Origin of the sequence: Thiomicrolovo immobilis, from assembly GCF_039645955.1 — a bacterium.
Classification (GTDB): Bacteria; Campylobacterota; Campylobacteria; order Campylobacterales; family Sulfurimonadaceae; genus Thiomicrolovo; species Thiomicrolovo diazotrophicus.
The window spans coordinates 1,035,708-1,061,269 of the sequence record NZ_CP147916.1; the positions used below are offsets into that span (position 1 = coordinate 1,035,708).

Genomic DNA, 25,562 nt, shown 5'->3' on the forward strand with positions numbered 1-25,562 from the left:
CCGTCCGGATCAGGCGAGGGCGTCCAGTTTCGGCTTGAGCGTCTCAAAGACCCAGTCGGGGGTGATCACTTTGATGCACTGGTTATCCGTACAGGGGGTCTTGCGGTGGTTGGCGGCGCTGACGCATGGGCTGCAGGCCATGCCGGCAAAAATAGGGGTCGTCGGTCCGAGGGAGCCGTAGAGCGCCGGAGTCTCCGGGCCGAAGATGACGAAGGTGTGCATATCGGTAATGGAGGCGAAGTGGGCCGGGCCGGAGTCGTTGGTCAGCATGAAAGCGCAGACGCTGTAGAGGTGCGGCAGCTGCAGGAACTTGACGCCGCCGGCGAAGTTGATACAGCGTGCGTCATCAACGCAATCCGCGAGGGCCTGCGCACCGTCATGCTCGGAAGGGGCACCGGTCAGCAGGACGATCGCCTTGTCGTTGTAGGCAAGGACCTTCTTGATCACCTCGCAGTAGTTTTCCCGGTCCCAGCGGCGCTGGGGCAGCAGGTCCGAGGCGTTGGAGTTGACGAGAATGACGGGATTCACTTCCGGGTCGAAACCGGCATACTTCTCGGCGATGATCTCCAGGACTTCGCGCTTCTGCGTCTCCGTCACTTCCGTTTTCGCGATGGCGATCTCGCTGTCGTCGATGATGCGCTTGGTAAAGGGGAGCTGCTGTTCGCTGCTCATGAGCGCGTCGACGAGGGCGACGAAGTTCTTGGCGATGTGCTGGTGCGGGTTGTAGGCGACCTTGTGGGTCAGGAAGTCGCCGCGGTAGAGCCCCTCGTTGTGGAAGCTGTGGAAGCCGACGCGGTTCGTCGCCCCGGAAAAACCGGTCATCAGCGCGGTAAAGCGGGAGAAGAGCTCGAGGTCGATGACGGAGTCGATCTGCTTCTCGCGGCACCATTTGAAGAAGCGCAGCGTCGAGAGCGCCAGCGGGACCATGCCGCCTTCGTCGATGGTGAAGATGTTCTCCTCTTTGACGGTGTTCAGCAGCTGCAGGGAGAGCTTGTTCTTGCTGAAGATGACGAAGTAGAGTTCGCCGTCGATCTGCGAGCGGAGTTTGCGCATCGCCGGGTCGACGAGGATGGCGCTGCCCATCTCCGAGAGTTCTACGAGCAGGACGTTCCGGGGTTTTTGATAGGGGGCGGAGCGAAACAGCCCCGCCGTTTTCGTCAGCAGTGTTCCCAGAAAGGTGAGAGGGATGCCCGCATAGCGGTCGATGGCACGCATCGTATCGACATTCATGCATTTTCCTTTAGTGAAGTGGTGTGTTTGGCACGGTTCCAGAACCATGCTCCCGGCAGGGCCGTGAGAATGAGGAGGATCCCGTAGAGGATGGAGATGGCGAGGATCTTTGCCTTCGCGAGCCCCACGAGCATCAATATCCCGACCATGGCGCCTTCACGGACCCCCCAGCCCGCCAGGGAGATCGGGACGATGGTGAGCAGGAAAACCGGCGGCACGGCGACGAGGAAGATCCCCAGTCCCGTCCAGACGTCGACGCTGAGCGCCAGGAAATAGATCGCGATGACCGTAAAAAGGTGGACGACGACCGAGATGCCGATGTGCTTAAGCAGCAGCAACCTGGAGTGGTAGAGCCGCGCCATCCGCAGGCCCAGCCGGTGAAAGAGGTCAAGCCCCTTGAGGTTGGCAAGGAAGGTGAACTTATCGAGGTTGAGCATCAGCACGAAGCCCGCGATCCCGCCGAGGGTGATCAGGTTGATCAGGTTGAAGAGCCACTGCGGGAAGGTGCCGTAAAAGAGCAGGTTCGCACCAAGGTTCAGCACGAGCAGCCCGACAAGCCCGACGACCCGGTCGACGAAGATGCCGTAGAAGGCGTCCTTTTTCTCGTAGCCCTTCTGGACGAGGTCGATCATCCGGGTCGCGTCGCCGCCGATGCTGCCGGGCAGCACCTGGTTGAAGAAGGTGCCTTTGAAGTAGCTCTGTACATAAAAAGAGACCCTTTCTTTGAAGCCGAGCTCTTTCATGATGAGACGCCAGCGGTAGGCGGCGAGGAAGGTGCTTGCCATCTGGGCGGCGAAGGCGATCAGGATGTAGCCGCCGTGGGACTTGGCGAGGATCGCAATGAGCTGACCGACGTCGATAAAGGTGAGCAGAAAGTAGAAAATGGCGACGGTAACGACGAACTTGACGGCGGTTTTGAGGTGTTCCATCGACATCCTTTTCAAAAGTGCGGTAATTTTAACCAAAGATGCGTAAAGACCCGTTTAGCGGCTGCCCGAAACCCGGTAGAGATGGTAGGTCTTGGTACGTTTCAGGCCCCGCTGGACAGTGAGGGTATCGAGCAGCGCGACGTGCTCAAAGCGTTCCGCGAGGACCGCCGCTTTCTCCTCGGGGGCAAGGTAGAGACCCTCGCGGTAGGGGGCGCCGTCGTCCCACATGTCGTATTGGCTGTAGCGTGTCGGCGTCGGGATACGCACCGGGGCGTGGTCAGGCGTGTAGTAGGTGACAAGGGCCGCGATAGCCAGGTGGTTGGCGTAGAGGGCGTCATCCGCTTTTCGGTGGCGTTCGAGCATGGCAACGGCCTCTTTATTGCCGTACATCCTGTCCTGCACGACCGGCAGCCAGAAAAGCAGCCCCGCGCGGGCGACGAGGCTCAGCGTCAGGGCGACGGCGAGCCCGGTATAGAAGGTCCGCTTCATCCCGCGCACCGAGAGGATGTAGGCGGTCAGCACCGTCGCGCTGATATAGGCAGGAGCGGTATAGTTGAGTTCGATATGCGTGTGCAGCGATTTATAGAGGAAAAAGAGCAGGGGGGTGACGGTCATCAGGGCGAGAAAAAAAAGCACGTCGTTTTTGGCGAAGAGCTTCTCCTTTCCCAGGAAGTAAAAGAGCACGCCGGCAAAGACCGGGGTGAAAACGGCGAACTGCGACCCGATCAGCTCCGTCGCCCAGTTCCACATAATACGCTGCTTCTCCCCGCCGTGGTGCAGCTGGAAGAGGAGGCTGATCCAGTCATGGGCGTAGTTCCACCAGAGCATCGGCGCGACAACGAGGAGGGCGATGCCGACGGCCATCCAGGTCCGCCATGAGAGGAACAGGTCCCGGCGGCGCAGCAGCATGAAGAACAGCAGTGCCATCAGGTAGAGGACCGACGTATATTTGCTCAGCATCATCGCCCCGATGAAGAGCCCCGTCAGTAAAAAATCCGATGTCCGCCCCCGGGTAATGACACGGTAGGTCGACCAGAGCGCCAGGGACCAGAAAAGGATCAGCGGCGAATCGGTCGTCATGATCGTATAGCCCGCATGCACCAGGACGACGGAGGTGAAGATGAGGACCCCCCAGAGCCCCGTCCGGGCGTCGCGCAGCTCCTCCAGCAGTCGGAAGATCACCCACCCGGCGACGCTCATTGCCAGGACGTTGCCCAGCCGTACGCCCCATTCGGCTTCGCTGACAAGGTCGGTGAGGGCGATGAGGAAGGCGATCATCGGGGGGTGGTCGTAGTAGCCTGATTGCAGGTGGTGGCTCCAGAGCCAGTAGTAGGCCTCGTCGCCGTGCAGGGGCACGAAGGCGTTGTACACTGTGGCGAAAAGGCCCGAGAAAAGCAGGATGAGCAGGGCGGTTTGGCGATAGGTTCGGATCATGGGCGGCTTTTTGGGTGCCATTATACTCTATGGGGGTGAAACGGCTATAATGCGGACTATGAATAAGAAGATACTCTGCATTCCGGCGGCCGCGTGGGGCGCGATGGCCATCACCGCACTGCTCCTTTACTTTTTCCCGCAGATCGACATTGCCGTCAGCAGCCTGTTCTATACCCCCGGTGAGGGGTTCGTGCAGGGGGGCACCCTCTGGGAACGCTTCGTCTACCAGTCTGTGGGGGTAGTCCTCGCTATGGTCTATGTCGCGGCACTGCTGCTGTGGCTCTATAACCGCATCAGCGGGCGGGCGCTGCTGGCATTGAGCGGGAAGAAGCTTCTTTATATACTGCTGGTAGCGGCACTGGGAAGCGGCATCTTCGTCAATCTGGTGCTTAAGCAGAACTGGGGCCGTCCCCGTCCGGACCAGACGACGCTTTTCGGCAGCGACCGCCAGTTCACCCCGGCCTTCGTGATGAGCGATCAGCGGGGGAAATCCTTCAGCAGCGGACACACCTCCGGGGCATTCGCCCTGCTGGCGCTGATTTTCCTGGCGCGGCGGCACCGCAAAACGGTTGCGTTCGCGGTCATCGCCTACGGTACGCTGGTTTCGCTGGCGCGCATCGCTGCGGGCGGCCACTTTTTCAGCGACGTGCTCGTTTCTATTATGATCATGTACATCGTCTCCGGGGTGCTCTACGCGCGCTTCTTCGGATGCGATACTCTCTCCGCCGGACGGGAATAGGGCTTTTCCGGCGGCCTTCTGAGCACACTTCGGTTGCAGCCGGGTAACAGGCGTAGTTCCCTTCCGCCGTTATAATGCCGCCATGATCAAAGTGCTCGCAACTATCCCTCTGTGGGGATGGACGGCCATGGCCGTCCTCTCTTTGCTTTTTTTTCTTTTTCCTCAGATCGATCTTGCGGTCGCAGCGCTCTTTTATGCCGGGCCCGACGGCTTTCCCGCCGCGAAAACCCTCGCCGAACAGGTTATCTACTACTCCGTGCCCTACGGCCTGATGGCGCTCTACGTCGGCGCCGTGCTTCTTTGGCTCTTCAATACCGCATTTGGGCGCAGTGTCTGGCGTTTCACGGGCCGGAAACTGCTCTACGTCCTGCTGGTGCTCGGCATCGGTTCCGGACTCATTGTTAACGCCCTTTTCAAGGAGCACTGGGGACGGGCCCGCCCGGCGGAAACGATGGAGTTCGGTGGCAAAAAGCAGTTCTCTCCCGCCTTCGTTCCTGTTGCCGGACAGGTGGGCAACTCCTTTAGCTGCGGGCACGCGTCGGGGGCCTTCGCCCTGCTGGCCTTCGCAAAACTCTCCCGGCGCCGCCGGCTCTGGAGTGCGATTGTCCTCGGCTACGGTCTCATCGTCGGTGCGGCCCGCATGGCGGCGGGCGGCCACTTCCTCAGCGACGTGGCGGTCTCGTTCTTCATTATGTACACGGCGACGGAGCTGCTCTACGCCGTACTGTTTCCCCCGAAGGAGTCCCCATGAAACGTCCGTTACTCTCTCTGTTTATTCTATTTGTTGCCGCCGCCGGCGGGCTGTATACCTGGTACGTCTACGGACACTACCGTTTTGAGACAATCGACCCGGAGCGCGTCTACAAATCGGCGCTGATCGCCCCCGAACGGCTGGAAGACTTTCTGATCCCGCACCACATCAAAACCGTCGTCGACCTGCTTGATCCGGGCATACAGGATGCCCTCAACCCGGCGCAGCAGAAGGAGATCGACGCCGAGGCGGCCGCGATCGCGCGGATCAACGAGACCTACGGTACGCAGATACGCCATGTCAACATCCCTTCCCGGCAGGTGCCGACAAAGAAGACGCTGACGCAGTTTTTCAAAGTCCTCGACGATAACGCCTCCTACCCGGTACTGATTCACTGTTACCACGGCATGGGACGGGCGGTGATCTACAGCGCGCTCTACCGGATAGAGTACCTGAAGTGGCAGAATGAAAAGGCCCGGGAATGGACGCGTCCGCTGCCGATTATGGTAGAATCCCGTCTTTATCACAGCAGCTTTGCCCGGGGACACTCCAAAGGAGATTTCCTGATCCATTATATGCCCAGACGCAAGGGGGAGGCAAGCACGCTGCATCACTTGGAGGGGTAGGCATGGAGTGTAGGCATTTTGGCCGTTGCGGCAGCTGCCGCTGGTATGAAGAGGGGTACGAGGGGCAGCTGACCAAGAAAGCAGAGGAGATCAAAGCTCTGTTCGCACCGCTCTATACGGGGGCGTTCGATATCGCGCGTTCGGCGCCGGAAGGGTACCGTGCCCGTGCCGAGTTCAAGGTGTGGCACGTCGGTGACACCATGCACTTCGCCATGAACTCCATTGACCGTGAGGGCGTTGTGCTCCTTGAAGAGTGCCCGATGGTCACCGCACCCATCCAGGCCCTGATGTGGCCGCTGCTCGATGCGCTTAACGCCGCGCCTGAAATGGGGCGCAAACTCTTCGGGATGGATTTCCTGGCCGGCCGCGACGGCGACATCGCCGTCTCCATGCTCTACCATCGCAAACTCGACGATACGTGGAAGGCGCAGGCGGCGGAGCTCGCAACAAAGTTCGGCATCAGTATCATCGGGCGCAGCCGGAAGCAGAAAGAGGTGATCGGACGCGATCATGTCATCGAATCCGTCGACGTCGCTGAAAGGACCTACCGTTTCAAGCAGATCGAGAACAGCTTTACCCAGCCCAATCCGGGGGTCAATGCCCAGATGATCGGATGGGCCCTGCAGCAGTTCGAGGGGCTTGGCGGCGACCTGTTGGAACTCTACTGCGGGGCGGGGAATTTTACGATCCCGTTCGCGTCGCGCTTTGACCGTGTTCTGGCGACGGAGATCTCCAAGTCCTCCATCCATGCGGCGAAAACGAACATGGAGCTCAATGACGTGCACAACATCGATTTTGTGCGCATGAGCGCCGAGGAGTTCGTTCAGGCCCTCGACGGGGTGCGGGAATTCAACCGAATGAAGGGGATTGACCTGCCGAGCTACCGTCTCGATACGATCTTCGTCGACCCGCCGCGTGCAGGGATGGACGAGGCCTCCTGCGATTTCGCCGCCCGGCATGAGCATATTCTCTACATCTCCTGCAATCCCGAAACGCTCAAGCGCGACCTGGAGTACCTGACGCGCACCCACCGCATCGAGGCGATGGCGATGTTCGACCAGTTCCCCTACACGCACCATATGGAAATGGGTGTCAGGTTGAAAAAAGCGGCGCAATAGAGGAGAGGGCAACGCACCCTTCCGGAGAAACCATACTATTTTGGTGTGGATACTTGACAATGGCCTCCCGCCGGGAGTAAACTGTGATACTTTTATGATGGAGCCGAAAAGGCCCCGACAAAGGTTTTGCTATGGCACAGGCTTGTCCCATTAACTTCACAGCGGCTGACAACACGGTCAGCCGGATCCTTTCGCTTTTGACGACGGGAATCGTTGCACTCTTTTTCCTGACGGGGGTGGCACCGCTGCTGTTCGCCCTCGGCGCGGACCTGCTGGTGCGCCTCCACGGCAACAAGCACTTCAGTCCGCTCTATCAGAGCGCTGTGCTTCTCAAGCGATTGATACGCCTGCCGGAGCAGAAGGTCGACGGCGCGGCCAAGAGCGTGGCCGGCCATTTCGGGCTGTTGTTTATCCTGCTGCTGATCGTCGCGGCATCTCTGGGCCTGCAGCCGATGCTGGTGGCGGTCGCCTCTATCTACGTTCTTTGCCTGTTGATGGACGTCCTGTTCAATTTCTGCGTCGGCTGCAAAGTCTATTACCTCTATCGTCTGATCGGCGGGGCAGCGTAATGGCGGGGATCTCGTCAAAAGGGGTCTACGCCCTTGCCGCGATGCACGTACTCTCCCATGCGCCGCAGCAGCGTCCGATGCAGATACGCGAGATCGCCGCGATGACATCGATCTCGCACGGCTACCTCGAGCAGATCCTTTCCGGGTTGCGGCGCGCCGGTCTCGTGACGAGCATCCGCGGCGCCGCCGGGGGGTACCAGCTCGCCGGCCGGGCGGCGGAGATCACGGTGCTGGAGATCCTGGAAGCCCTGGAAGGGCCGTTGTGCCAGACGGAGGGGAATGTCGGTTCAAGCGTCATTCTCGAGGCATTTTGGGGGAGCATGAATGAAAAAATACGGGCGATTTTCGACATGAAACTCTCCGATATCGACCAGCTCTACCAACCCTATCACTATGCCATTTGATCACAACAACTGCGCTAACGCCCATTAATGGTTTCCGTTTAAGCAGAGGACGCCCCTGTTTATATTATGATAGTCTCATTGATTATTACCGCGCCTGTGTGGCCATCAAGGATGACCGATGCCGTACCTCTCCATCATAGTGACCCTTCTGGTTGTAATCGTCCTGGCTGTCGTGGTTTCGGTCGTTGTGACGCGCCTGCGTAACCGCCACCATTTGGAGAACATGCGCGAAGCGGTCGAGCAGTCCAAATACGCTGAAAAAAAGCCGTTGTCCAAACCCAAGGTAATGAAGGGTGCACAGCCGAATGTCGGCATCAAAGTGCTGCAAAGGGATGAAATCGCCGCAACCTCCGAAGCGGGCACACCTCCGGGCGCTGAAACCACGGCAGGGGAGCGCGGGGAGTTGACGCCGCCCGAACAAGTCCCTGCCGAGGCGGCCGAACCCCCTTTTGTTCCTCGTCCCTATCCTCCTTTTAACAATGCCCGCGCCGTTGAGGAGTTCGGGCTTTCGCAGGAGGAGGCCAACAGCTTTATCGGCGAACTGGTCAGCCAGATCGAATCGGAACTTCCGGCGCTAGTAGCCGCTGTTACCGCGCTGGATATGGTCCGGGTCGAAGAGGCGATCCACAAGCTCAAAGGCTCGACGTCCAATCTCGGGGAAGGGGGGATGACCGACCTGCTGTCTGATTTCAACGACTACGTCAAAAAGGGGCGCGACCCCGATACCCTCGATGAGTACGTGGCGAACCTGAACTATTATCTTGCCGAACTCAAGAAGGTCGTCCCCTCTTAAAACCCTTCCAGGAGCGTCGCCCAGAGGAGATCGATCTCCTCGTCGCTCAGGAAGAGGGCGCTCTGATGTTTGAGCAGTTCGTCCGCGGCGTGCTTGTTGATCGGGGTACGGTGTGCACAATCGGTATGGGCGTACTGGAAAGCGCGGATCATGCAGACAGAGGCTTCGTCGATCGGGTTTTCGCAGAAAAAACAGTGCGTTCGATCCGGGCTGCGCCCCTCATAGTGCAGCAGGCGGGCATAGGCCTCGAGGGCGACGCGCTTGGGGTTCTGCGTGCCCCAGCGCTCCGCGGCGTCTTTGAGCAGGGTGAAATAGAAGCCCCCGGTCTCTTCGGATTCGCGCAGGTGGGGGTAGAAAAGCGAGACGAACGTGTGCCATAACCGTGTCCGCGCCGGATCGAGCAGCCAGGGGAAGCCGAGATGCACGACGTCGTAGAGCCGTCCGATGGAGGATTTGAGGGAGTGCTCGATCTCGAAATCGATCATATGCCCGAGGTTGATCGTCCCGTGGCGCGCCCCGTAGAAACGGTAAAGGGTCTCTAAGCGTTCCTGTGTCAAAATGGCTAAAATAAGATCTTCGTCTTTGACCCGTTGGAGTCGAATGATGAACCCTTGCACTCTGCGTTTCTTCCTGTATCATTTATCATCACTAGTGTATAAAAAATCGGCTTTCAAAATAGAGCTTTAAAGCGTTTTGTAGTACAATATTAGCAATCGGCACTTTTCTAAATACGGGAAATGTGCTTAATATATGCTTAAATAAAGGTGAACCGAGTGGAATATTCTGACCTGTTACGTTCTTTTAAAGACAACTGCGGTTTCGGCCTGATTGCCAATATCGACAACCGGGCGTCCCATGAGACGCTCGAACGTGCCATCACGGCACTTGAGCGGATGATGCACCGCGGTGCGATCGCCGCAGACGGAAAAACCGGGGACGGGAGCGGACTGCTGCTCTCCATGCCGACGGCGTTCATGCGCAAGATCGCGCAGGCCGAGGGTGTAGAGCTCCCGGAGATGTATGCGGTCGCGACCGTATTTACCCGCGTTAAAAAGCACCTCGAAGTGCTCAGCGACACCTGTACGCAAAACGACCTGAAAGTCATTCTCAAGCGTGAGGTCCCGGTCGACGACAACGCGCTCGGTCAGCAGGCGCTGGATACGAAGCCGTACATCTACCACGTCTTCATCGTGCCCAACTCCATCATGGCGACACAGCGCTTCGATGCGCTGCTCTACCTGAGCCGCAAAGAGACGGAACACGCCCTGGAGCACGACGAGGATTTCTACATCCCCTCCATGTCGTCGCGGGTCATCTCTTTCAAGGGCCTGGTGATGCCGACGCACATCAAGGAGTTCTACAAGGATTTCCAAGATCCCGATTTCAAGATCTCCTTCTCCCTGTTCCACCAGCGTTTCTCCACCAATACGCTGCCCAAATGGCGCCTGGCCCAGCCCTTCCGCGCCGTCGCCCACAACGGCGAGATCAACTCCGTCGAGGCGAACCGTTTCAACGTCCGCGTCAAATCCGAGTCGATCAAGAGTGAGATCTTCACGAAAAAAGAGCTTGAGCGTCTGCTGCCGATCCTGCAGCCGGGCGCATCCGACAGCGCGAGTGCGGACAACTTTTTCGAGTTCCTCATCGCCAACGGCATGGATTTCTTCAAAGCGGCCCGCGCCGTCATCCCGGCACCGTGGCAAAACGCGCCGCACATGGACCCGGACCTGCGCGCCTTCTACGAGTACCACTCCACCGTCTTCGAAGCGTGGGACGGTCCGGCGGCCTTCTCGCTGACCGACGGCCGCTACATCGGCTGTGTCCTCGACCGTAACGGTCTGCGCCCCTCCAAGTACATCATCACCCACGACGACACCCTCCTCATCACGAGCGAGTACGGGGTCATCGACCTGGATGAAGACAACATCAAAGAGCGCGGCCGCCTGCAGTCGGGCGAGATGATCGGTCTCGACCTCAAATTCGGCAAGGTTCTCAAAAACGCGGAGATCAACGACTACCTCAAGGCGTCACAGCCCTATATGAAGTGGCTTAACGAACATATGGTCTACCTCCAGGAACACGTCGAAGAGCAGTATAGCGGGCACTGCATCCTTGACAAGGACAACCTCGTCCGCCGCCAGCGCTACTTCAACATCACCGAAGAGGTGATCGAGCAGGTTATCGAACCGATGATCCGCGACGGCAAGGAAGCGGTCGGTTCCATGGGAGACGACACCCCGATGGCGGCGTTCAGTTCCAAACAGCGCCACTTCAGCGATTTCTTCAAGCAGAAGTTCGCCCAGGTTACAAACCCGCCGATCGACCCGATCCGCGAGAAGGTGGTCATGAGCCTTAACACCGGTTTCGGCGAGACACACAACATCCTCGACGAACTGCCGTCGCATGCGCACCGCCTCAAGGCGATCTCGCCGATCGTCACCTACGAGAAACTCGAGGTGCTCAAATCCTACGGCAACGAGAATTCGCCGCGCTTCCAGCCTTTTTACAAGAATGCGACCTTCTCCACGGCCTTCGAAGGGGAGCTGAAGCCGGCCCTCGACGCCCTGGTGAAAACCGTGACCAAGGCGGTCAAGAAAGATGGCATCCGGATCGTCATCCTTGAGGACAGCGGTCTGGATGCCACCCACCGTACCATCCCGATGCTGATGGCGGTCGGACGCCTCAACAGCGCTCTGCTCGACGCCGGTGTACGCCACCTGGTTTCCCTCGTCGCCGTTTCCTCCGAAGTGATCGACTCCCACGGTGCGGCGACGCTGATCGCCTACGGTGCGAGCGCGGTCTTCCCGGAGCTGCTCTTCTCCACTGCCGTCAATATGGTCGAGACGAGCAAGCCGCTGGAGGATATCCCCTGCAGCGAAGCGCTCAAATCCGTGCACGGTGCCCTGAACGCCGGCCTGCTCAAGATCATGTCCAAAATGGGGATCTCCACGATCGCGTCGTACCGCAACTCGGGCCTCTTCGACGTCCTGGGGCTCAGCCGCGAGATCGTTGACGACTGTTTCGGCGATTCGCACTGCCATATCCCGGGGCTGGGCTACGCGGACATCGATGTCCGTCTGAAAAAAGCGCATGAAGAGGCGTATGACGATCTCGGATTCAACAGCATCTTCCCGCTCAAGATCGGGGGCTTCTACAAGTTCTACAACGGCCAGGAGTACCACGACTTCGGTCCGCAGGTCATCCACGCTATCCATGCACTGAGCAAGTCGGGCGATCCGAAGGATTTCGAACGCCTCAAATCGGTCGTCAACAATCGCGGCCAGAAGTTCATCCGCGACTTCTTCGAACTCAAATCCGACCGGGCGCCGATCGATATCAGCGAGGTCGAACCGGCTGAAGCGATCACGAAGCGCTTCAGCTCTGCGGCGATGAGCCTCGGCTCTATCTCGCCCGAGGCGCACCAGTGCATCGCCGAGGCGATGAACACTATCGGCGGTCAGTCCAACTCCGGTGAGGGTGGGGAAGACGCCGCGCGCTTCAAAACCGTGCTCAACTCCAAGATCAAGCAGGTCGCATCGGGCCGCTTCGGCGTCACCCCGGCCTACCTGCGTTCGGCCGAGGAGATCCAGATCAAAGTCGCCCAGGGGGCGAAACCGGGCGAGGGCGGCCAGCTGCCGGGCCACAAGGTTTCGGCGCTTATCGCGCGCCTGCGCCATACCGTGCCGGGCGTCACCCTGATCTCGCCGCCGCCGCACCACGATATCTACTCCATCGAGGACCTGGCGCAGCTCATCTATGACCTCAAGCAGGTTAACCCGGACGCGAAGATCTCCGTCAAGCTCGTCTCCACGGCGGGCGTCGGTACGATCGCCGCGGGGGTCGCGAAGGCCTATGCTGACAAGATCATCATCTCCGGCGGCGACGGCGGTACCGGTGCGGCACCGCTCACCTCCATCAAGTTCGCGGGTAACCCGTGGGAGCTGGGCCTCTCTGAAGCGCACAATGCCCTCAAGGCCAACGACCTGCGCAAGATGGTCCACGTCCAGACCGACGGCGGGCTCAAGACCGGGCTCGACGTCCTCAAGGCGGCGCTGCTCGGTGCGGAAAGCTACGCCTTCGGTACGGGCGTACTCGCCATTGTCGGCTGTAAGATGCTGCGGATCTGTCACGTCAACAAATGTTCCGTCGGGATCGCAACGCAGAACGAAAAGCTGCGCAAAGAGTATTACAAAGGTACCGTCGCGCAGATCGTCAACTACTTCAAACTGCTCGCCGAGGATATCCGCGGCTACATGGCGCAGCTGGGCTACAAAACGCTTGACGAACTGATCGGCCGCAGCGACCTGCTCAAGGTCATCGACGACGAGCTCGCGAAGAAATTCGACTTCGGCAACGTGCTGCACCGCGAACCGGGCGTCGATACCTGCCAGGTCGCGTCCAACGAACCGTTCGACGACAACGCCTTTGAAAAAGAGGTCCTCGAAGAGGTACGCAGCGCGATCAAGCATCCGGAGCACCCGGTCCGCATCACACGGGACATCAGCAACCTCAACCGCAGTTTCGGTGCCCGCGTTTCCGGTGAAGTCGCCCGTTATTACGGCGATGCCGGTCTGGCCGACGGTACGATCGACATCCGCCTCAAAGGGGTGGCGGGACAGGCCTTCGGTGCCTTCCTGATCAACGGGGTCAACCTGAGCCTCGAGGGCGTCGCGAACGACTATATCGGAAAAGGGATGCACGGCGGCAAGATCGTCATCAAGTCGGTGCATGAAGGCGGCAGCTTCAGCGGCGGGGGGAACACCTGTCTGTACGGTGCGACGGGCGGTAAGCTCTATGTCAATGCCGCCGTCGGCGAACGTTTTGCCGTCCGTAACTCCGGTGCGCTCGCCATCGTTGAAGGCACCGGCGACAGCCCGTGTGAATATATGACCGGCGGTATCGTCGTCATTCTGGGCCGTACCGGCGTTAACTTCGGTGCGGGGATGACGGGCGGGATCGCCTTCGTCTTCGACGAGGACCACAACTTCATCGAGAACGTTAACCGCGAACTGGTTGAAGCGGTCCGCATCGATACGGACGACGGCGACGAGGCGCGCCACTATCTGAAGCGCCTGCTCAAAGACTATATTAACGAAACGGGCAGCTCGAAGGGGCGCATGATCCTTGACAATTTCCGTACAGAGATCCGCAACTTCTGGCTTGTCCGTCCTAAAAACCTGACCAAACTTCCGCTCAACCAGGAAAAGGGAGACTAAGAATGAGAGAATTTTTAACGATTGGACGTATCGATCCCGCGAAACGCCTGGTGGTCGACCGTGTCAAAGACTTTAAAGAGATCTACGAAGTATTCAACAAGAACGAGGCGGGGGCGCAGAGCGACCGTTGTGTCCAGTGCGGGGACCCCTACTGTCTGAACAAGTGTCCGCTGCACAACTACATCCCGCAGTGGCTCAAGGCCGTCGCCGAAAACGACCTGGAGTTCGCCTTCAAGCTCTCCAACGAGCCGTCGCCTTTCCCGGAGGTCATGGGGCGGGTCTGCCCGCAGGACCGTCTGTGCGAAGGGGACTGTACCCTCAATGACGGCCACGGCGCCATCACGATCGGTGCGGTCGAGGCGTTCATCAACGAGGAGGGCTTCAAAGCGGGCCTGAAACCGGAGTTCCCGGGGATCACGACGGACAAGAAGGTCGCGATTATCGGTTCCGGCCCGGCGGGCCTCTCTGCCGCCACCTACCTGCTGCGTTCGGGGATCGCCGTCACGATGTACGAGCGTGCCGACCGCGCCGGTGGACTGATGACCTACGGCATCCCGAACTTCAAGCTCGACAAAAAGATCGTCGACCGCCGCGTCAAACTGCTCGAAGAGGCGGGGATGGAACTGGTCCTGGAGTGCGAAGTCGGCAAAGACATCACCTTCGAGGAGATCGTCAACGGCCACGACGCCATCTTTATCGGGATCGGTGCAACGAAGGGCAAGACGGCCCGCATCACCGGTGAAAAGGCGCCGAACGTCTACATGGCGATGGAGTACCTCACCGCAATTCAGAAAAAGAATTTCAAACGCGCCTACGACAAGAAGTTTGAGTTCAAAGACCTCGACGTCGTTGTCATCGGGGGCGGGGATACGGCGATGGACTGTGTCCGTACCGCCAAACGCGAAGGGGCGCGCAGCGTCAAGTGTCTCTACCGCCGTGACGCCTACAATATGCCGGGCAGCCAGAAAGAGTACAAAAACGCGATGGAAGAGGGCGTGGATTTCCAGTTCCAGGCCTCGCCGAAGCAGATCCTCCTCGATGAAAACGGCCGCGCCGTCGGCGTCGAGATGGTCAAAACCGTCCTGGGTGCCAAAGACGAGAGCGGACGCCAGCGGATGGAAGAGGTCAAAGGGAGCGACTTTACGGTCAACGCCGACGTGGTCATCCTCGCCCTCGGTTTCGATCCTTCCGTCCCCTCCTTCCTGGCGGAGAACGGCATCGAGACAAACGCCTGGGGCGGGATCGTCATCGACGACAACCACCAGACCTCCACGTCGGGCATCTATGCCGGCGGTGACTGCTACCGGGGCGCGGACCTTGTTGTCAACGCCGTCTACGACGGCCGCGAAGCGGCGCGCTCCATCGTCAGAAGCCTGCTGAAATAATGGCGCTTTTCAGCGCCGTTTCTCTACCGCTTCCCCTGAGCATTTAGGGGAAGTCTGGGCACTTTTTCGCTACAATTCCCCCAATCAATCAAAACTATTTCCGAACCCCGAAGGATACGTGATGAACCTTTTCAACCTTTTCGGCGGCACGTCCCGACAGCAGCCTACCAAGAGCGAGGCACCGGCACACTGGGTCAAATGCCCCTCATGCAACTCCCTGATGTACTACAAAGAGGTTGAAAACCAGAACTACGTCTGTCCCAAATGCGGTCACCATATGCGTATCAACGTCGACAAGCGCATCGAACTGCTTTCGGACGAGGGGAGCTTTGTCGAGTTCGACGCGAACCTTGCGCCGGTCGACCCGCTGAAGTTCGTGGACAAGAAAAGCTACGTCAAACGCCTTGAAGAGGGGGAAAAGAAGACGGGACGCCGCTCCTCCGTTGTCAGCGGCGAATGTACGATGAACGGCGTGAACGTGCAGCTCTGTGTCTTCGACTTCGCCTTTATGGGGGGATCGCTGGGCTCCGTCGAAGGGGAGAAGATCACCCGTGCCATCCACCGCGCCATCGAGAAAAAGCAGGGTGTCGTCATCATCAGCGCCTCGGGCGGGGCGCGGATGCAGGAGAGTACCTACTCCTTGATGCAGATGAGCAAGACCTCCGCCGCTCTGGCACGCCTGGGCGAACACAAACTCCCCTTCATCTCTGTTCTGACCGACCCGACGATGGGCGGGGTCAGCGCCTCGTTCGCGACCCTCGGCGACATCATCATCGCCGAGCCGGGATCGCTCATCGGTTTCGCCGGCCAGCGCGTTATCAAGCAGACGATCGGTTCGGACCTCCCCGAGGGGTTCCAGCGCTCGGAGTTCCTGCTGGAGCACGGCTCCATCGATATGGTCGTCAACCGTAACGAGCTCAAAGAGACTATCGCGGACCTGATCCGCATGATGCTGCCTGCTTCGGCCGACCATGACGCGCAGTGAAATAGACGCCTTCTTCACCTCCCTCCCGTCCAACGCCCTCTACGCCCTCTGCGACCAGGCGTTGCTCGATTCCCATGCCCTTGACCTGGAACCCTATGTCGAAGCCTGCCGCCAGCTGGACGTCTCGCTGATCCAGTACCGGAACAAAGCTGCGGAGACCGACGTCGTCAAAGCCGCGCTGGAGCGCCTTCGGGGGCTGTGGGACGGGATGCTGATCATCAACGACCGCTGGCAGCTCCATGCACTGTGCGACGGCGTGCATGTGGGCCAGGATGATCTGCTTGGAATCGGTGCAGATGCCGCCGCAGCGGTGCAATCTCTGCGCCGGGAAGTGGGCAGCAACTGCGTCATCGGCCTCTCCACCCATAATGCCACGGAGATCGCGACGGCCAACACGCTCGGGATCGATTACATCGGGCTGGGAGCCTTCCGGGCGACGGGAACCAAAACGGATGCGGCGGTCCTGGGCGAAGACCTGGATACCCTGGCGTCTGCCTCCGTCCACCCGGTGGCGGCCATCGGCGGGGTCGGGTTTGAGGACCGTTTCACCCATGCGCGGATGCGTGTGATGGGAAGCGCGATCATCGCGGAGGCGCAGCGATGGAAGTGACCCTCTATTCCATCGCCAAAAAAGAGCGGTCCATCTACGATCCGTTATACAAAGAACTTATAAAAATGAGTTCGCGCTTCGCCAAGGTCAATGACGTCGAAATTTTCGGCAAAAACGTCACCAAAGCACACACAATAGGCGAAGAGGCCGCAAAACAGGCCTATACGGAGAGTCTTGAGCCCTATTTAAACCGTGGATATTCGATTGCGTTGCATCCTGATGGAAAATTAATCGACAGTTTCGAATTCAGTAAGCTCCTTAGTGATAAAATGTCGGTGCAATTTTATATCGGAGGGGCGTTCGGATTCGAAGACGCGTTTCTTCGGCGCTGCGACAAGGTGATCAGCCTGTCGCCGCTGACGATGAGCCACAAGATCGCCAAGGCGGTCCTGCTGGAACAGATCTACCGCGGATTCACGATCCTGAACAACCACCCCTACCACAAATAAGGACACCCGTGCAAAACAGCGAACTGTCATATTTCGAGGAGATTCTGCGCGCACGCAAAGCGCAGATCATGAAGAACATTTCCGGCGTCGAGGCGGAACTGGACGGTCTGAGCGACGTTGAAATGAACGACGAAGGCGATTACGCCGCCATCAGCAACGACAATATGGTTGATACCGCGATCGGGACACAGCAGGGGACCGAACTGCTCGAGATCGAACTGGCGCTGAGCAAGATCAGCGCAGGCACCTACGGCATCTGCGAGATGTGCGAGGAGCCGATCAGTTTTGCGCGTCTCAAAGTGAAGCCGCATGCGCGTTTTTGCATTGACTGCAGGGAGATTGCCGAGAAGAACAGCGCCAAGTAAGGGGGACGCATGTATATCAAACGCTACAGTATCGCCGCACTGCTGCTGATCTTTATGCTCGGATGGTTCGTCTACGGTTTCGTATCGAAAGAGAGCATCCACATCGAGCTGCTGGGCATTATGCTCCCGTCACTGCCGGTCGCCGTGTGGGTCGCCCTGGCGATGCTGCTGCTCTATGCCGGCACCCTTGCTCATATGCTCTTCTACTCCGTTGTCGGCAGCGTACGCCTGCGCAAGTACGAAAAGGATTACGCCCACCTGCTCGACGCGGTCGCCGACGCCTTCTTGCAAAAAGAGGATCGCCGACACGCTTTTAAAACGGAGCGCTACGCGCTGATGGGCGAGATCGCCGATCACTCCCGGATGCTGCCCGATGAGAACCTTGAGGGGATCGAACATCCCAAACTCGGGGCGATCATCCAGGCGATCCAGCTGATCGAGAAGGGCGAAAGCGCCGACCTCAAGCGTTTCAACCTCCCCAGCGGCAATCCCCTGGTGCGCCAGAACCATATCAACCAGCTGGCCGAAGGCAAACTCGATGCGGAAACGGTCCTCTCGAAACCTGAACGCTACGATGCGGCGATCCACGCGCTGGCCTTCGAGCAGCTCAGCGTCTTCGCGCCGCTGCATATTTTGGAGAAGTACCGCCCTTACATGACCTTCAAAGCGGCCCTCTCCATCGTCAACCGCATCAACGCCGAGGAGAACACCCTCTCCGTGCCGAACGCGACGGTGGTGGACTTCGTCACCCGGATCGAAGGGCTCTCCTCGCTGGATTACCTCTACCTCGGCGTCGTGATGGGCGAGCATATGCTCCCCGAGCAGCGCATCGCCGTCTTCGAGATGCTCTCGGACAACGACGACAAGGCCCTGGACGGCTACCTCTTTACGCTCTTCGACCTCGAGATGGTCGACCGGGCCAAAGAGCTGCTGCACATCACGGCGGAGAACGAATACGTTCTGTTCAAAGCCTACGCCGATCTCAAGGCGTGCAACAAGCATTATGACGTCAAGCGTTTTGCGAACATGATGCTGCAGAATTATTCTCCGAAGGCCTGACAGGCCTTCGGAACTTATACGGCAGCCGGGCAAAACAAGGGTACCGCTCGCGTAGCGATGTTTCCTCGAAAACAAGGGTACCGCTCGCGTAGCGATGTTTCCTCGAAAACAAGGGTACCGCTCGCGTAGCGATGTTTCCTCGAAAGCCCGGACACCTACGCTGACGCTGAGTCCTCCTCGGCGGAGAGCTCGTACCCCAAGGGCACTTCTTCCAGAGCGCACACTTTCTCACCCCGTTTTTTGCTAAAATACGCGTATGATTTTAAAAGACATTCTTGATTTCTCCAAACCTCTATATGTCCTCGCGCCCCTGGCGGGCTATACCGATCTGCCGTTTCGCAGCGTCGTGAAAAAGTTCGGCGCGGATCTCACCGTCAGCGAGATGCTCAGCTCCAACGCCCTGGCCTACGGCTCGCAGAAGACCCTCAAGATGCTCGAGCGCAGTCCCAACGAGGACCCTTATTCGGTCCAGATCGCCGGGGCCGATACGGAGATCGTCCGCCGCGCCGTCGAGATCCTCAACGCGCAGGATGACATCGACATCATCGACCTCAACTGCGGCTGCCCCGTCCCCAAGGTCGTCAGCCACGGGTCGGGCAGCTCTCTGCTCAAAGACCTGCCGCAGATGGGGCGGATCATCGAGACCATCAAATCAACGTCGAACAAGCCGCTCACCTCGGTCAAAATCCGCCTGGGATTTGCCGAGAAGAATCACCTCGAGATCGCAAGGATCGTCGAGGAGAGCGGGGCGGACTTCCTCGCCGTGCACGGGCGGACCCGGGCGGGCAAGTTCAAGGCGGAGGTCGACTACGACGCCATTGCCGAGATCAAGCAGGCGGTCTCCATCCCCGTGATCGCCAACGGCGACATCGACAGCTACGAGAAGGCGCAGTGGGTGCTGGAGCATACCAAGGCTGACGGCGTCATGATCGGCCGCGGCGCCGTCGGCGCGCCGTGGATCTTCCACCAGCTCAAAACGGGCAGCGCGACCATCGACCCGATGATCCGCTACGAGATCATCATGGAGCATTACGACCGCATGATCGAGTTTTACGGCGCGCGGGGGGTCCCGATGTTCCGAAAACATATCCATACCTACTCCAAGGGGTACGCCGGTGCCTCCGCCCTGCGCAACGACGTCAACCGCATCGACGACGTGGCGGCGTTTAGGAGCCTCATCGATGGCTTTTTCAAAGAGAGCCGCTACGTCGGGGAGGCGACGGAGGCGTCGTCGATCGCCTGCGCTTACGAATAGGCTGAGGGGCTTTTCCTAACACTTCCCTAACACTGGCGTGCTACACTCACTGCAAAGGGGAGGAGAAACGCATGCGAATCCTGATGCTGGAGGACGATGCCGTCCTCGCCGAACTGGTCGGCGGCTACCTCTCCCGCCATTTCCGTGTCGATATCGTCTCCGAACTGGGCGATGCACTGGCGTATATCGAGCGTTACTGCTACAGTGTCGTCCTGCTCGACCGCAATATAAACGGGGTCGACGTGGGCATGTCGCTGATCGAAAAGATCAAGCAGCGAAGCAGCGAAACGGGAGTGATCATTATCAGCGCCTACGACGCCATCGCGGAGAAGATCGCGGGGCTTAACCTGGGGGCGGACGATTACCTCGACAAACCCTTTGACAACGCGGAACTGCTGGCGAGGGTGCATGCGCTGGCGCGCCGACACCAGGGAGCGCCCCATGTCGAAGTATGCGGCCTGACATGTGATATGCTGGGCCGCTCCATCCGCAGCGCGGGGGAGGAGATCGTACTCAGCCGCAAAGAGAATGACCTCTTCTTCTACCTTCTTTCGAAGCAGGGGCAGATCATCTCCAAGGACGAACTGCTCGACGCCCTCTACGTCAATCCGCAGAATATCGCCTCCAACACCATCGACGCGACGGTCAAGAACATCCGCAAAAAACTGCCCAAAGCGATTATCAAGACCGTCAAGACGCGGGGGTACGTCATTGAAAGGGAGTAGAAGCCTGCAGCGGATGGTCATTTCGTACTTTCTGCTCAGCAGCGTCGTCACCTTCGCACTGCTCGGGAGCTATGTCGTCTACCGCTACCACGCCGAGCTTAAACGCAATCTGCGGCAGTCGCTGATCGTGTTGTCCGAGGACGTCGTCCGCCATAAATTCTACCTGAACGACGCCGAAACGATCCGACAGAACTTCCATCTGCTCGAAGCCTACCACAGCGCACCCTTCGTCGATCACTTTGACGATCTGACCTTCACAATGACCGAGACCCTGCCGCCGGAAGCGGAGGAGGTCGCCGTCGTCTCCGTACTGCCCGACGGCCGCTACCTGAAGGTGCGTTCGAATACCCTGCGGATCGAACAAAAAAGCCGTGACCTCGCCCTGCACCTGGCGGCCGTATTCGGGCTTTTCCTGCTGCTGTTCGTCCTGCTGTTCTGGTTATATCTGACGCGGCTGCTGCGCCCGCTGCACTGCCTGGTAGGCTACTGCCGCTCCGGTGCCGGGGATGAAAAAGCGCTGCCGTCGTGCAGCGGTCCGGCGGAAGTCAACGAGCTGAAACATGCGATCATCGCTTTGCAGCGTGCCAACCGGTCGCTCTGCCGGGAAAAACAGAACATCTTCAAGGAGGCGGCGCACGAGATCAAAGCGCCCATCGCCGTGCTCAAAGCGCGTCTGTCGCTCTTCGCCGAGGATGACGCCTTCGAAAAAGTGCGTTTCGTCGCCGAGAGCGAAGCGGACATCGCGACGGTCAGCAGCAAGCTCAAAGAGCTGATCTTCCTCAAAGAGATCGAGTGGGATATGCGCAAGGGGAGGGAGGACGTGCCGATGCAGGAGCAGTGTCGGCTGATGCAGCAGGTCTTCCAGCCGATTCTGGAGAAGAAAGGGTTGACGATCGTGTCGAACTTCGAGGAGGATTTCACCCTCTACATCCACAAAGCGGCGATTCTAAAGGTGCTGCAGGCCGTCTTTGAAAACATCTTCATGCATACGAAGAACGACACCGCCATCCGCACGATCGTCGATCCGGACAAAAAGCGGCTGGAGATCGTCAACGAGATCGGCACCAAAAGCGACGAGACCCTTTTTAGTTCCCGCATCGGGTCCCGGATGATCAACCGTCTCGCCGACAAACTGGGGTACCGTTATGAGACCCGAAAGCATGATGGCCGCTTCAGCACGCTGATCACCTTCGATGCGGTCGAGCAGGAGCGTGATGCGCAGTAGCGTCACCCTTGCGGCGGCATGCTGCCGTCGCTTCACCGCAGATTGACTCTGCGAACTCCTTTACAGATGTAACCCCCACTTTACCGTGCCTCCTGTATAATCGCGCGAATCAACACACGGGGCGGCAGATGGCAGAGATTATCGAACTTGTATTTTTGGGCATTGGCGTCGGCGCGCTGTCGGGCTTTTTCGGTATCGGCGGCGGGACGATCCTGGTCCCCGCACTGCTCTTCATCGGCTTCGACATGAAGAGCGCCGTCGGTATCTCCGTCGTGCAGATGGTCTTCAGCTCCATCTACGGCAGCTACCTGAACCTGAAAAAGGGTACTCTCGACGTCAAGATGGTCCTGGCTATCGGTGTCGGGGGCGCGGTCGGGGCCCTGGGAAGCAGCTTCATCGTCAGCGCCCTTTCCGGACGCACGCTCGAGTGGATCTTCATGGGCTTTGTGCTCTTTGCCCTGGGGCGGCTCTTTTTCAAGACCGTCGATCACGACCAGGAGATCAAAAAAGCGCACCCGGTGCTGCTCTTCGTCATCGGCCTGCTGCTGGGGGCTTTCTCCATCTCCATCGGTGTCGGGGGCTCCATTCTGCTGGTGCCTATTCTGGCAGGCTTCTTGCATGTGCCGCTCAAGAATGCCATCTCCGCCGGCCTCTTCTTTGTCGTCTTCTCCTCCATCTCCGGGCTCGTGAGCCTCTCGGCGGGCGGCTACGTCGATTATTACCACGGCGTCATCATCGGGATCGCGTCGATGGCGGGGGTCTTCGGCGGGATCTGGCTCAAGCACGTGGTGCCGGTCAAGCAGCACAAACTCCTGATGATCGCCTTCTACCTGGTGGTCATCGGATACTTCTTCTACAGATTGGTGGTGAAGCATGGATAAGATAACGATCACGGGCGCGCGGGAGCATAACCTCAAGGATATCTCCCTCGAAGTGCCGAAGAACAAGCTGGTCGTCTGTACGGGGCTCTCGGGCTCGGGCAAATCGACCCTCGCTTTTGATACCCTCTATGCCGAGGGACAGCGCCGCTACATCGAGAGCCTCTCCAGCTACGCCCGCCAGTTCCTGGACCGCATCGGCAAGCCCGACGTCGACAAGATCGACGGCCTCACCCCCGCCATCGCCATCGACCAGAAGACGACCTCCAAGAACCCCCGTTCGACCGTCGGGACCATTACCGAGATCTACGACTACCTCCGCCTGCTCTTTGCCCGCATCGGTGTCCAGCACTGCCACCTCTGCGGCAAGGAGATCTCGCAGATGTCCGCCGCGGATATCATCGAGCAGGTTCAGAAGCTCCCCGAAGGCTCCAAGGCCGTCATCCTTGCTCCGCTGATCCGCGAGAAGAAGGGAACCTTTGCCGACCTGATCGAGGGGCTGCGCCACAAAGGCTTCGTGCGGGCGATGGTCGACGGCGTCATGGTCCGCCTCGACGAGGAGATCGAACTCTCCAAAACGAAGAAGCATACCATCAAGGTCGTCATCGACCGTGTCGTCATCAAGGATGAGAACCGTGACCGGATCGCCCAGGACGTCGAAAAGGCGCTCAAGGAGAGCTACGGCGAGGTCGAAGTCGAGATCATGAACCATACCGAGATGGACCTGACCGCGAACATCATCCACTACAGCGAGCACAACGCCTGTTTTGACTGCAAGGTGAGCTTCGAGCCCCTCGAGCCGCTCAGCTTCTCCTTCAACTCCCCCAAGGGTGCCTGCCCCGAGTGCGACGGCCTCGGCATCCGCTACGCCCTGGACCACGACAAGATCATTGACGGGGATCTCTCCATCGAGAAGGGTGCCGTCAAGATCGTCTACGGTTTCAACAAGGGGTACTACTTCACCTTCCTCAAAGGCTTCTGCGAGACGGAGGGGATCGACATCACCGTCCCGTTCCGCGAACTGGAGGAGCACCAGAAGAAGGCCATTTTGCACGGCAGCATCAACGAAGTGACCTTCAAGTGGAAGAACCACCTGGTGAAAAGGATCTGGCCGGGGATCATCCGTATCGCCTATGACATGTTCAAGGACGAGAAGGATATCCAGGACTACATGAGCGAGAAGGTCTGTAATGTCTGCGGCGGCCACCGCCTGCGCCGGGAGAGCCTTGCCGTCGACGTGGCGGGGCAGAAGATCAGCGGGGTCATTGCCCAACCCATCGAGGATACCTACCGCTGGTTCACGGCCGAGGACACCTTCGCCTTCCTCGGCGAACAGGACCGCATGATCGCCGCGCCCATCCTCAACGAGATCCGCGAACGTCTCTTCTTCCTCTTCGACGTCGGCCTCGGCTACCTGACGCTGAGCCGCGACGCCCGGACCATCAGCGGGGGCGAGGCGCAGCGCATCCGCATCGCCAGCCAGATCGGCAGCGGGCTGACGGGTGTCATGTACGTCCTCGATGAGCCCTCCATCGGCCTGCACGAACGCGACACCCTCAAACTCATCCGGACCCTGCGCTCTTTGCAGGAGAAGGGGAACACCGTCATCGTCGTCGAGCACGACAAGGAGACGATCGAACACGCCGACCACATCATCGACATCGGTCCCGGGGCGGGGCAGTTTGGCGGGGAGGTCGTCTTCTCGGGCTCCCTCAAGCAGCTCATGAAGGCAAAGACGGAGACGGCGGCCTACATGACGGGCAAGAAGAAGATCGAGTACTTCTACCGCCGCGAGCAGACGGAGTGGATCGAGATCAAGAACGTCACCATCAACAACATCGAGGACCTCTCCGCCCGCATCCCGCTGCAGAACCTCGTCTGCGTCACCGGCGTGAGCGGCAGCGGCAAGAGCTCTCTCATCCTGCAGACCCTGCTGCCGACGGCGCGGGAGCTGCTCAACCGCGCGCGCAAGGTGCACACCGTCGCCGGCGTCGAGATCACGGGGCTGGAGCAGCTCGACAAGGTGATCTACCTCGACCAGAGCCCCATTGGACGCACCCCGCGCTCGAACCCGGCGACCTATACGGGGCTGATGGACGAGATCCGCAACCTTTTTGCGAAGACGAAGCTCTCCCAGATCCGCGGTTACACGGCGAGCCGCTACAGCTTCAACGTCAAGGGCGGCCGCTGCGAGAAGTGCCAGGGGGAAGGGGAGCTCAAGATCGAGATGCACTTCCTCCCCGACATCATGGTCAAGTGCGACGCCTGCGGCGGCAGCCGCTACAACCCGCAGACGTTGGAGATCGAGTACAAGGGCAAGTCCATTGCCGACGTCCTCAACATGAGTGTCCAGGAGGCGTTGACCTTCTTCGACGCCATCCCGAAGATCAAGGCGATCCTCAAGACGCTGAATGACGTGGGCCTGGGCTACATCACCCTGGGGCAGAACGCCGTCACCCTCTCGGGCGGGGAAGCGCAGCGCATCAAGCTCTCCAAGGAGCTCAGCCGCAAAGATACGGGCAACACCCTCTATATCCTTGACGAGCCGACGACGGGGCTTCACTTCGCCGACGTCGACCGCCTCACCCAGGTGCTGCACCACCTCGTCGAACTGGGCAACTCCGTTCTCGTCATCGAGCATAACCTCGATATGGTCAAGAACGCCGACTACATCATCGACATGGGCCCAGAAGGGGGCAGCAAGGGCGGCCGCATCATCGCCGTCGGCGACCCGGAAACGGTGGCATCAATGGCCGACGACACCGGCAGCTACACCGGCGAGTACCTGAAGAAGGAACTCCCAGCGCAGTAAGCGCCAAG

General features: G+C 59.3%; 23 protein-coding genes. 19 read left to right on the top strand and 4 right to left on the bottom strand.

Features of this window, described 5'->3' with window-relative positions; translation table 11 throughout:
• Positions 1-9 precede the first annotated feature (9 nt).
• From WCX72_RS05365 to WCX72_RS05375, 3 genes are read right to left on the bottom strand one after another with little or no spacing between them, the layout of a single operon-like run.
• Entirely contained in the window at positions 10-1,230 is a 1,221-nt protein-coding gene (locus tag WCX72_RS05365) for a glycosyltransferase family 9 protein (RefSeq protein WP_345971301.1), read from the bottom strand.
• Positions 1,227-2,159, bottom strand: a complete 933-nt coding sequence (locus tag WCX72_RS05370) for a lysylphosphatidylglycerol synthase transmembrane domain-containing protein (protein WP_345971302.1) — start codon at positions 2,157-2,159, stop codon at positions 1,227-1,229. The genes WCX72_RS05365 and WCX72_RS05370 overlap by 4 nt, the downstream gene beginning before the upstream one ends.
• A 54-nt stretch (positions 2,160-2,213) precedes the next feature.
• A complete protein-coding gene (locus WCX72_RS05375; protein ID WP_345971303.1) occupies positions 2,214-3,593 on the bottom strand; it encodes a glycosyltransferase family 39 protein in 1,380 nt (459 codons plus the stop codon).
• Positions 3,594-3,651: 58 nt separating this feature from the next.
• On the opposite strand from WCX72_RS05375, the gene WCX72_RS05380 reads away from it, so the two are divergent.
• The 7 genes from WCX72_RS05380 (at position 3,652) to WCX72_RS05410 (ending at position 8,593) form a co-directional block, all read left to right on the top strand.
• A complete protein-coding gene (locus WCX72_RS05380) occupies positions 3,652-4,332 on the top strand; it encodes a phosphatase PAP2 family protein (protein ID WP_345971305.1) in 681 nt (226 codons plus the stop codon).
• A gap of 82 nt (positions 4,333-4,414) precedes the next feature.
• Entirely contained in the window at positions 4,415-5,083 is a 669-nt protein-coding gene (locus tag WCX72_RS05385) for a phosphatase PAP2 family protein (protein ID WP_345971306.1), read from the top strand.
• The gene (locus WCX72_RS05390) at positions 5,080-5,709 is read left to right on the top strand and encodes a hypothetical protein (protein WP_345971307.1); all 630 of its coding nucleotides are present in this window, start codon (positions 5,080-5,082) and stop codon (positions 5,707-5,709) included. The genes WCX72_RS05385 and WCX72_RS05390 overlap by 4 nt, the downstream gene beginning before the upstream one ends.
• A gap of 2 nt (positions 5,710-5,711) precedes the next feature.
• Positions 5,712-6,827, top strand: coding sequence for a tRNA (uridine(54)-C5)-methyltransferase TrmA (gene trmA / locus WCX72_RS05395; RefSeq protein WP_345971308.1), 1,116 nt, complete (start codon positions 5,712-5,714; stop codon positions 6,825-6,827).
• Between the two features lie 131 nt (positions 6,828-6,958).
• Complete coding sequence (locus tag WCX72_RS05400; RefSeq protein WP_345971309.1) at positions 6,959-7,396, top strand: DUF4395 family protein; 438 nt, start codon at positions 6,959-6,961, stop codon at positions 7,394-7,396.
• Complete coding sequence (locus WCX72_RS05405; protein ID WP_345971310.1) at positions 7,396-7,800, top strand: Rrf2 family transcriptional regulator; 405 nt, start codon at positions 7,396-7,398, stop codon at positions 7,798-7,800. Before WCX72_RS05400 ends, WCX72_RS05405 begins: the two co-directional genes overlap by 1 nt.
• 118 nt (positions 7,801-7,918) lie before the next feature.
• A complete protein-coding gene (locus WCX72_RS05410; RefSeq protein WP_345971311.1) occupies positions 7,919-8,593 on the top strand; it encodes a hypothetical protein in 675 nt (224 codons plus the stop codon).
• Here the strand turns inward: WCX72_RS05410 and recO are convergent.
• Positions 8,590-9,210, bottom strand: coding sequence for a recombination protein RecO (gene recO / locus WCX72_RS05415; protein WP_345971312.1), 621 nt, complete (start codon positions 9,208-9,210; stop codon positions 8,590-8,592). The two genes, WCX72_RS05410 and recO, sit on opposite strands and share 4 nt — an antisense overlap.
• A 156-nt stretch (positions 9,211-9,366) precedes the next feature.
• Here recO and gltB point away from each other — a divergent pair, with 156 nt between their 5' ends.
• From gltB to uvrA, 12 genes are all read left to right on the top strand, one after another.
• Positions 9,367-13,806 carry a glutamate synthase large subunit gene (gltB, locus tag WCX72_RS05420; RefSeq protein ID WP_345971313.1) on the top strand — a complete coding sequence of 1,480 codons (4,440 nt, stop codon included), beginning with the start codon at positions 9,367-9,369 and terminating at the stop codon, positions 13,804-13,806.
• A gap of 2 nt (positions 13,807-13,808) precedes the next feature.
• Positions 13,809-15,191 (top strand): glutamate synthase subunit beta, encoded by a 1,383-nt coding sequence (locus WCX72_RS05425; protein WP_231021066.1) that lies wholly within the window; start codon positions 13,809-13,811, stop codon positions 15,189-15,191.
• Positions 15,192-15,312: 121 nt separating this feature from the next.
• Positions 15,313-16,176: an acetyl-CoA carboxylase, carboxyltransferase subunit beta gene (gene accD, locus WCX72_RS05430; RefSeq protein WP_231021067.1), complete on the top strand. Its 864-nt coding sequence runs from the start codon at positions 15,313-15,315 to the stop codon at positions 16,174-16,176.
• Positions 16,163-16,786: a thiamine phosphate synthase gene (locus WCX72_RS05435; RefSeq protein ID WP_345971314.1), complete on the top strand. Its 624-nt coding sequence runs from the start codon at positions 16,163-16,165 to the stop codon at positions 16,784-16,786. The genes accD and WCX72_RS05435 overlap by 14 nt, the downstream gene beginning before the upstream one ends.
• Positions 16,777-17,235, top strand: coding sequence for a 23S rRNA (pseudouridine(1915)-N(3))-methyltransferase RlmH (locus WCX72_RS05440; protein WP_231021069.1), 459 nt, complete (start codon positions 16,777-16,779; stop codon positions 17,233-17,235). The genes WCX72_RS05435 and WCX72_RS05440 overlap by 10 nt, the downstream gene beginning before the upstream one ends.
• Before the next feature lie 8 nt (positions 17,236-17,243).
• Complete coding sequence (dksA, locus tag WCX72_RS05445) at positions 17,244-17,600, top strand: RNA polymerase-binding protein DksA (RefSeq protein ID WP_231021070.1); 357 nt, start codon at positions 17,244-17,246, stop codon at positions 17,598-17,600.
• A 9-nt stretch (positions 17,601-17,609) separates the two neighbouring features.
• Positions 17,610-18,659: a hypothetical protein gene (locus WCX72_RS05450; RefSeq protein WP_231021071.1), complete on the top strand. Its 1,050-nt coding sequence runs from the start codon at positions 17,610-17,612 to the stop codon at positions 18,657-18,659.
• 256 nt (positions 18,660-18,915) lie between these two features.
• On the top strand, positions 18,916-19,914 hold the full coding sequence (dusB, locus tag WCX72_RS05455; RefSeq protein WP_231021072.1) for a tRNA dihydrouridine synthase DusB: 999 nt from the start codon (positions 18,916-18,918) through the stop codon (positions 19,912-19,914).
• 71 nt (positions 19,915-19,985) lie between these two features.
• Positions 19,986-20,639, top strand: coding sequence for a response regulator transcription factor (locus WCX72_RS05460; protein ID WP_345971315.1), 654 nt, complete (start codon positions 19,986-19,988; stop codon positions 20,637-20,639).
• Between the two features lie 13 nt (positions 20,640-20,652).
• The gene (locus tag WCX72_RS05465; RefSeq protein WP_345971316.1) at positions 20,653-21,864 is read left to right on the top strand and encodes a hypothetical protein; all 1,212 of its coding nucleotides are present in this window, start codon (positions 20,653-20,655) and stop codon (positions 21,862-21,864) included.
• Positions 21,865-21,992: 128 nt separating this feature from the next.
• Positions 21,993-22,745, top strand: coding sequence for a sulfite exporter TauE/SafE family protein (locus WCX72_RS05470; protein WP_345971317.1), 753 nt, complete (start codon positions 21,993-21,995; stop codon positions 22,743-22,745).
• Positions 22,738-25,554 (top strand): excinuclease ABC subunit UvrA, encoded by a 2,817-nt coding sequence (gene uvrA, locus WCX72_RS05475; protein WP_231021075.1) that lies wholly within the window; start codon positions 22,738-22,740, stop codon positions 25,552-25,554. Before WCX72_RS05470 ends, uvrA begins: the two co-directional genes overlap by 8 nt.
• The last annotated feature ends 8 nt before the right edge of the window (positions 25,555-25,562 follow it).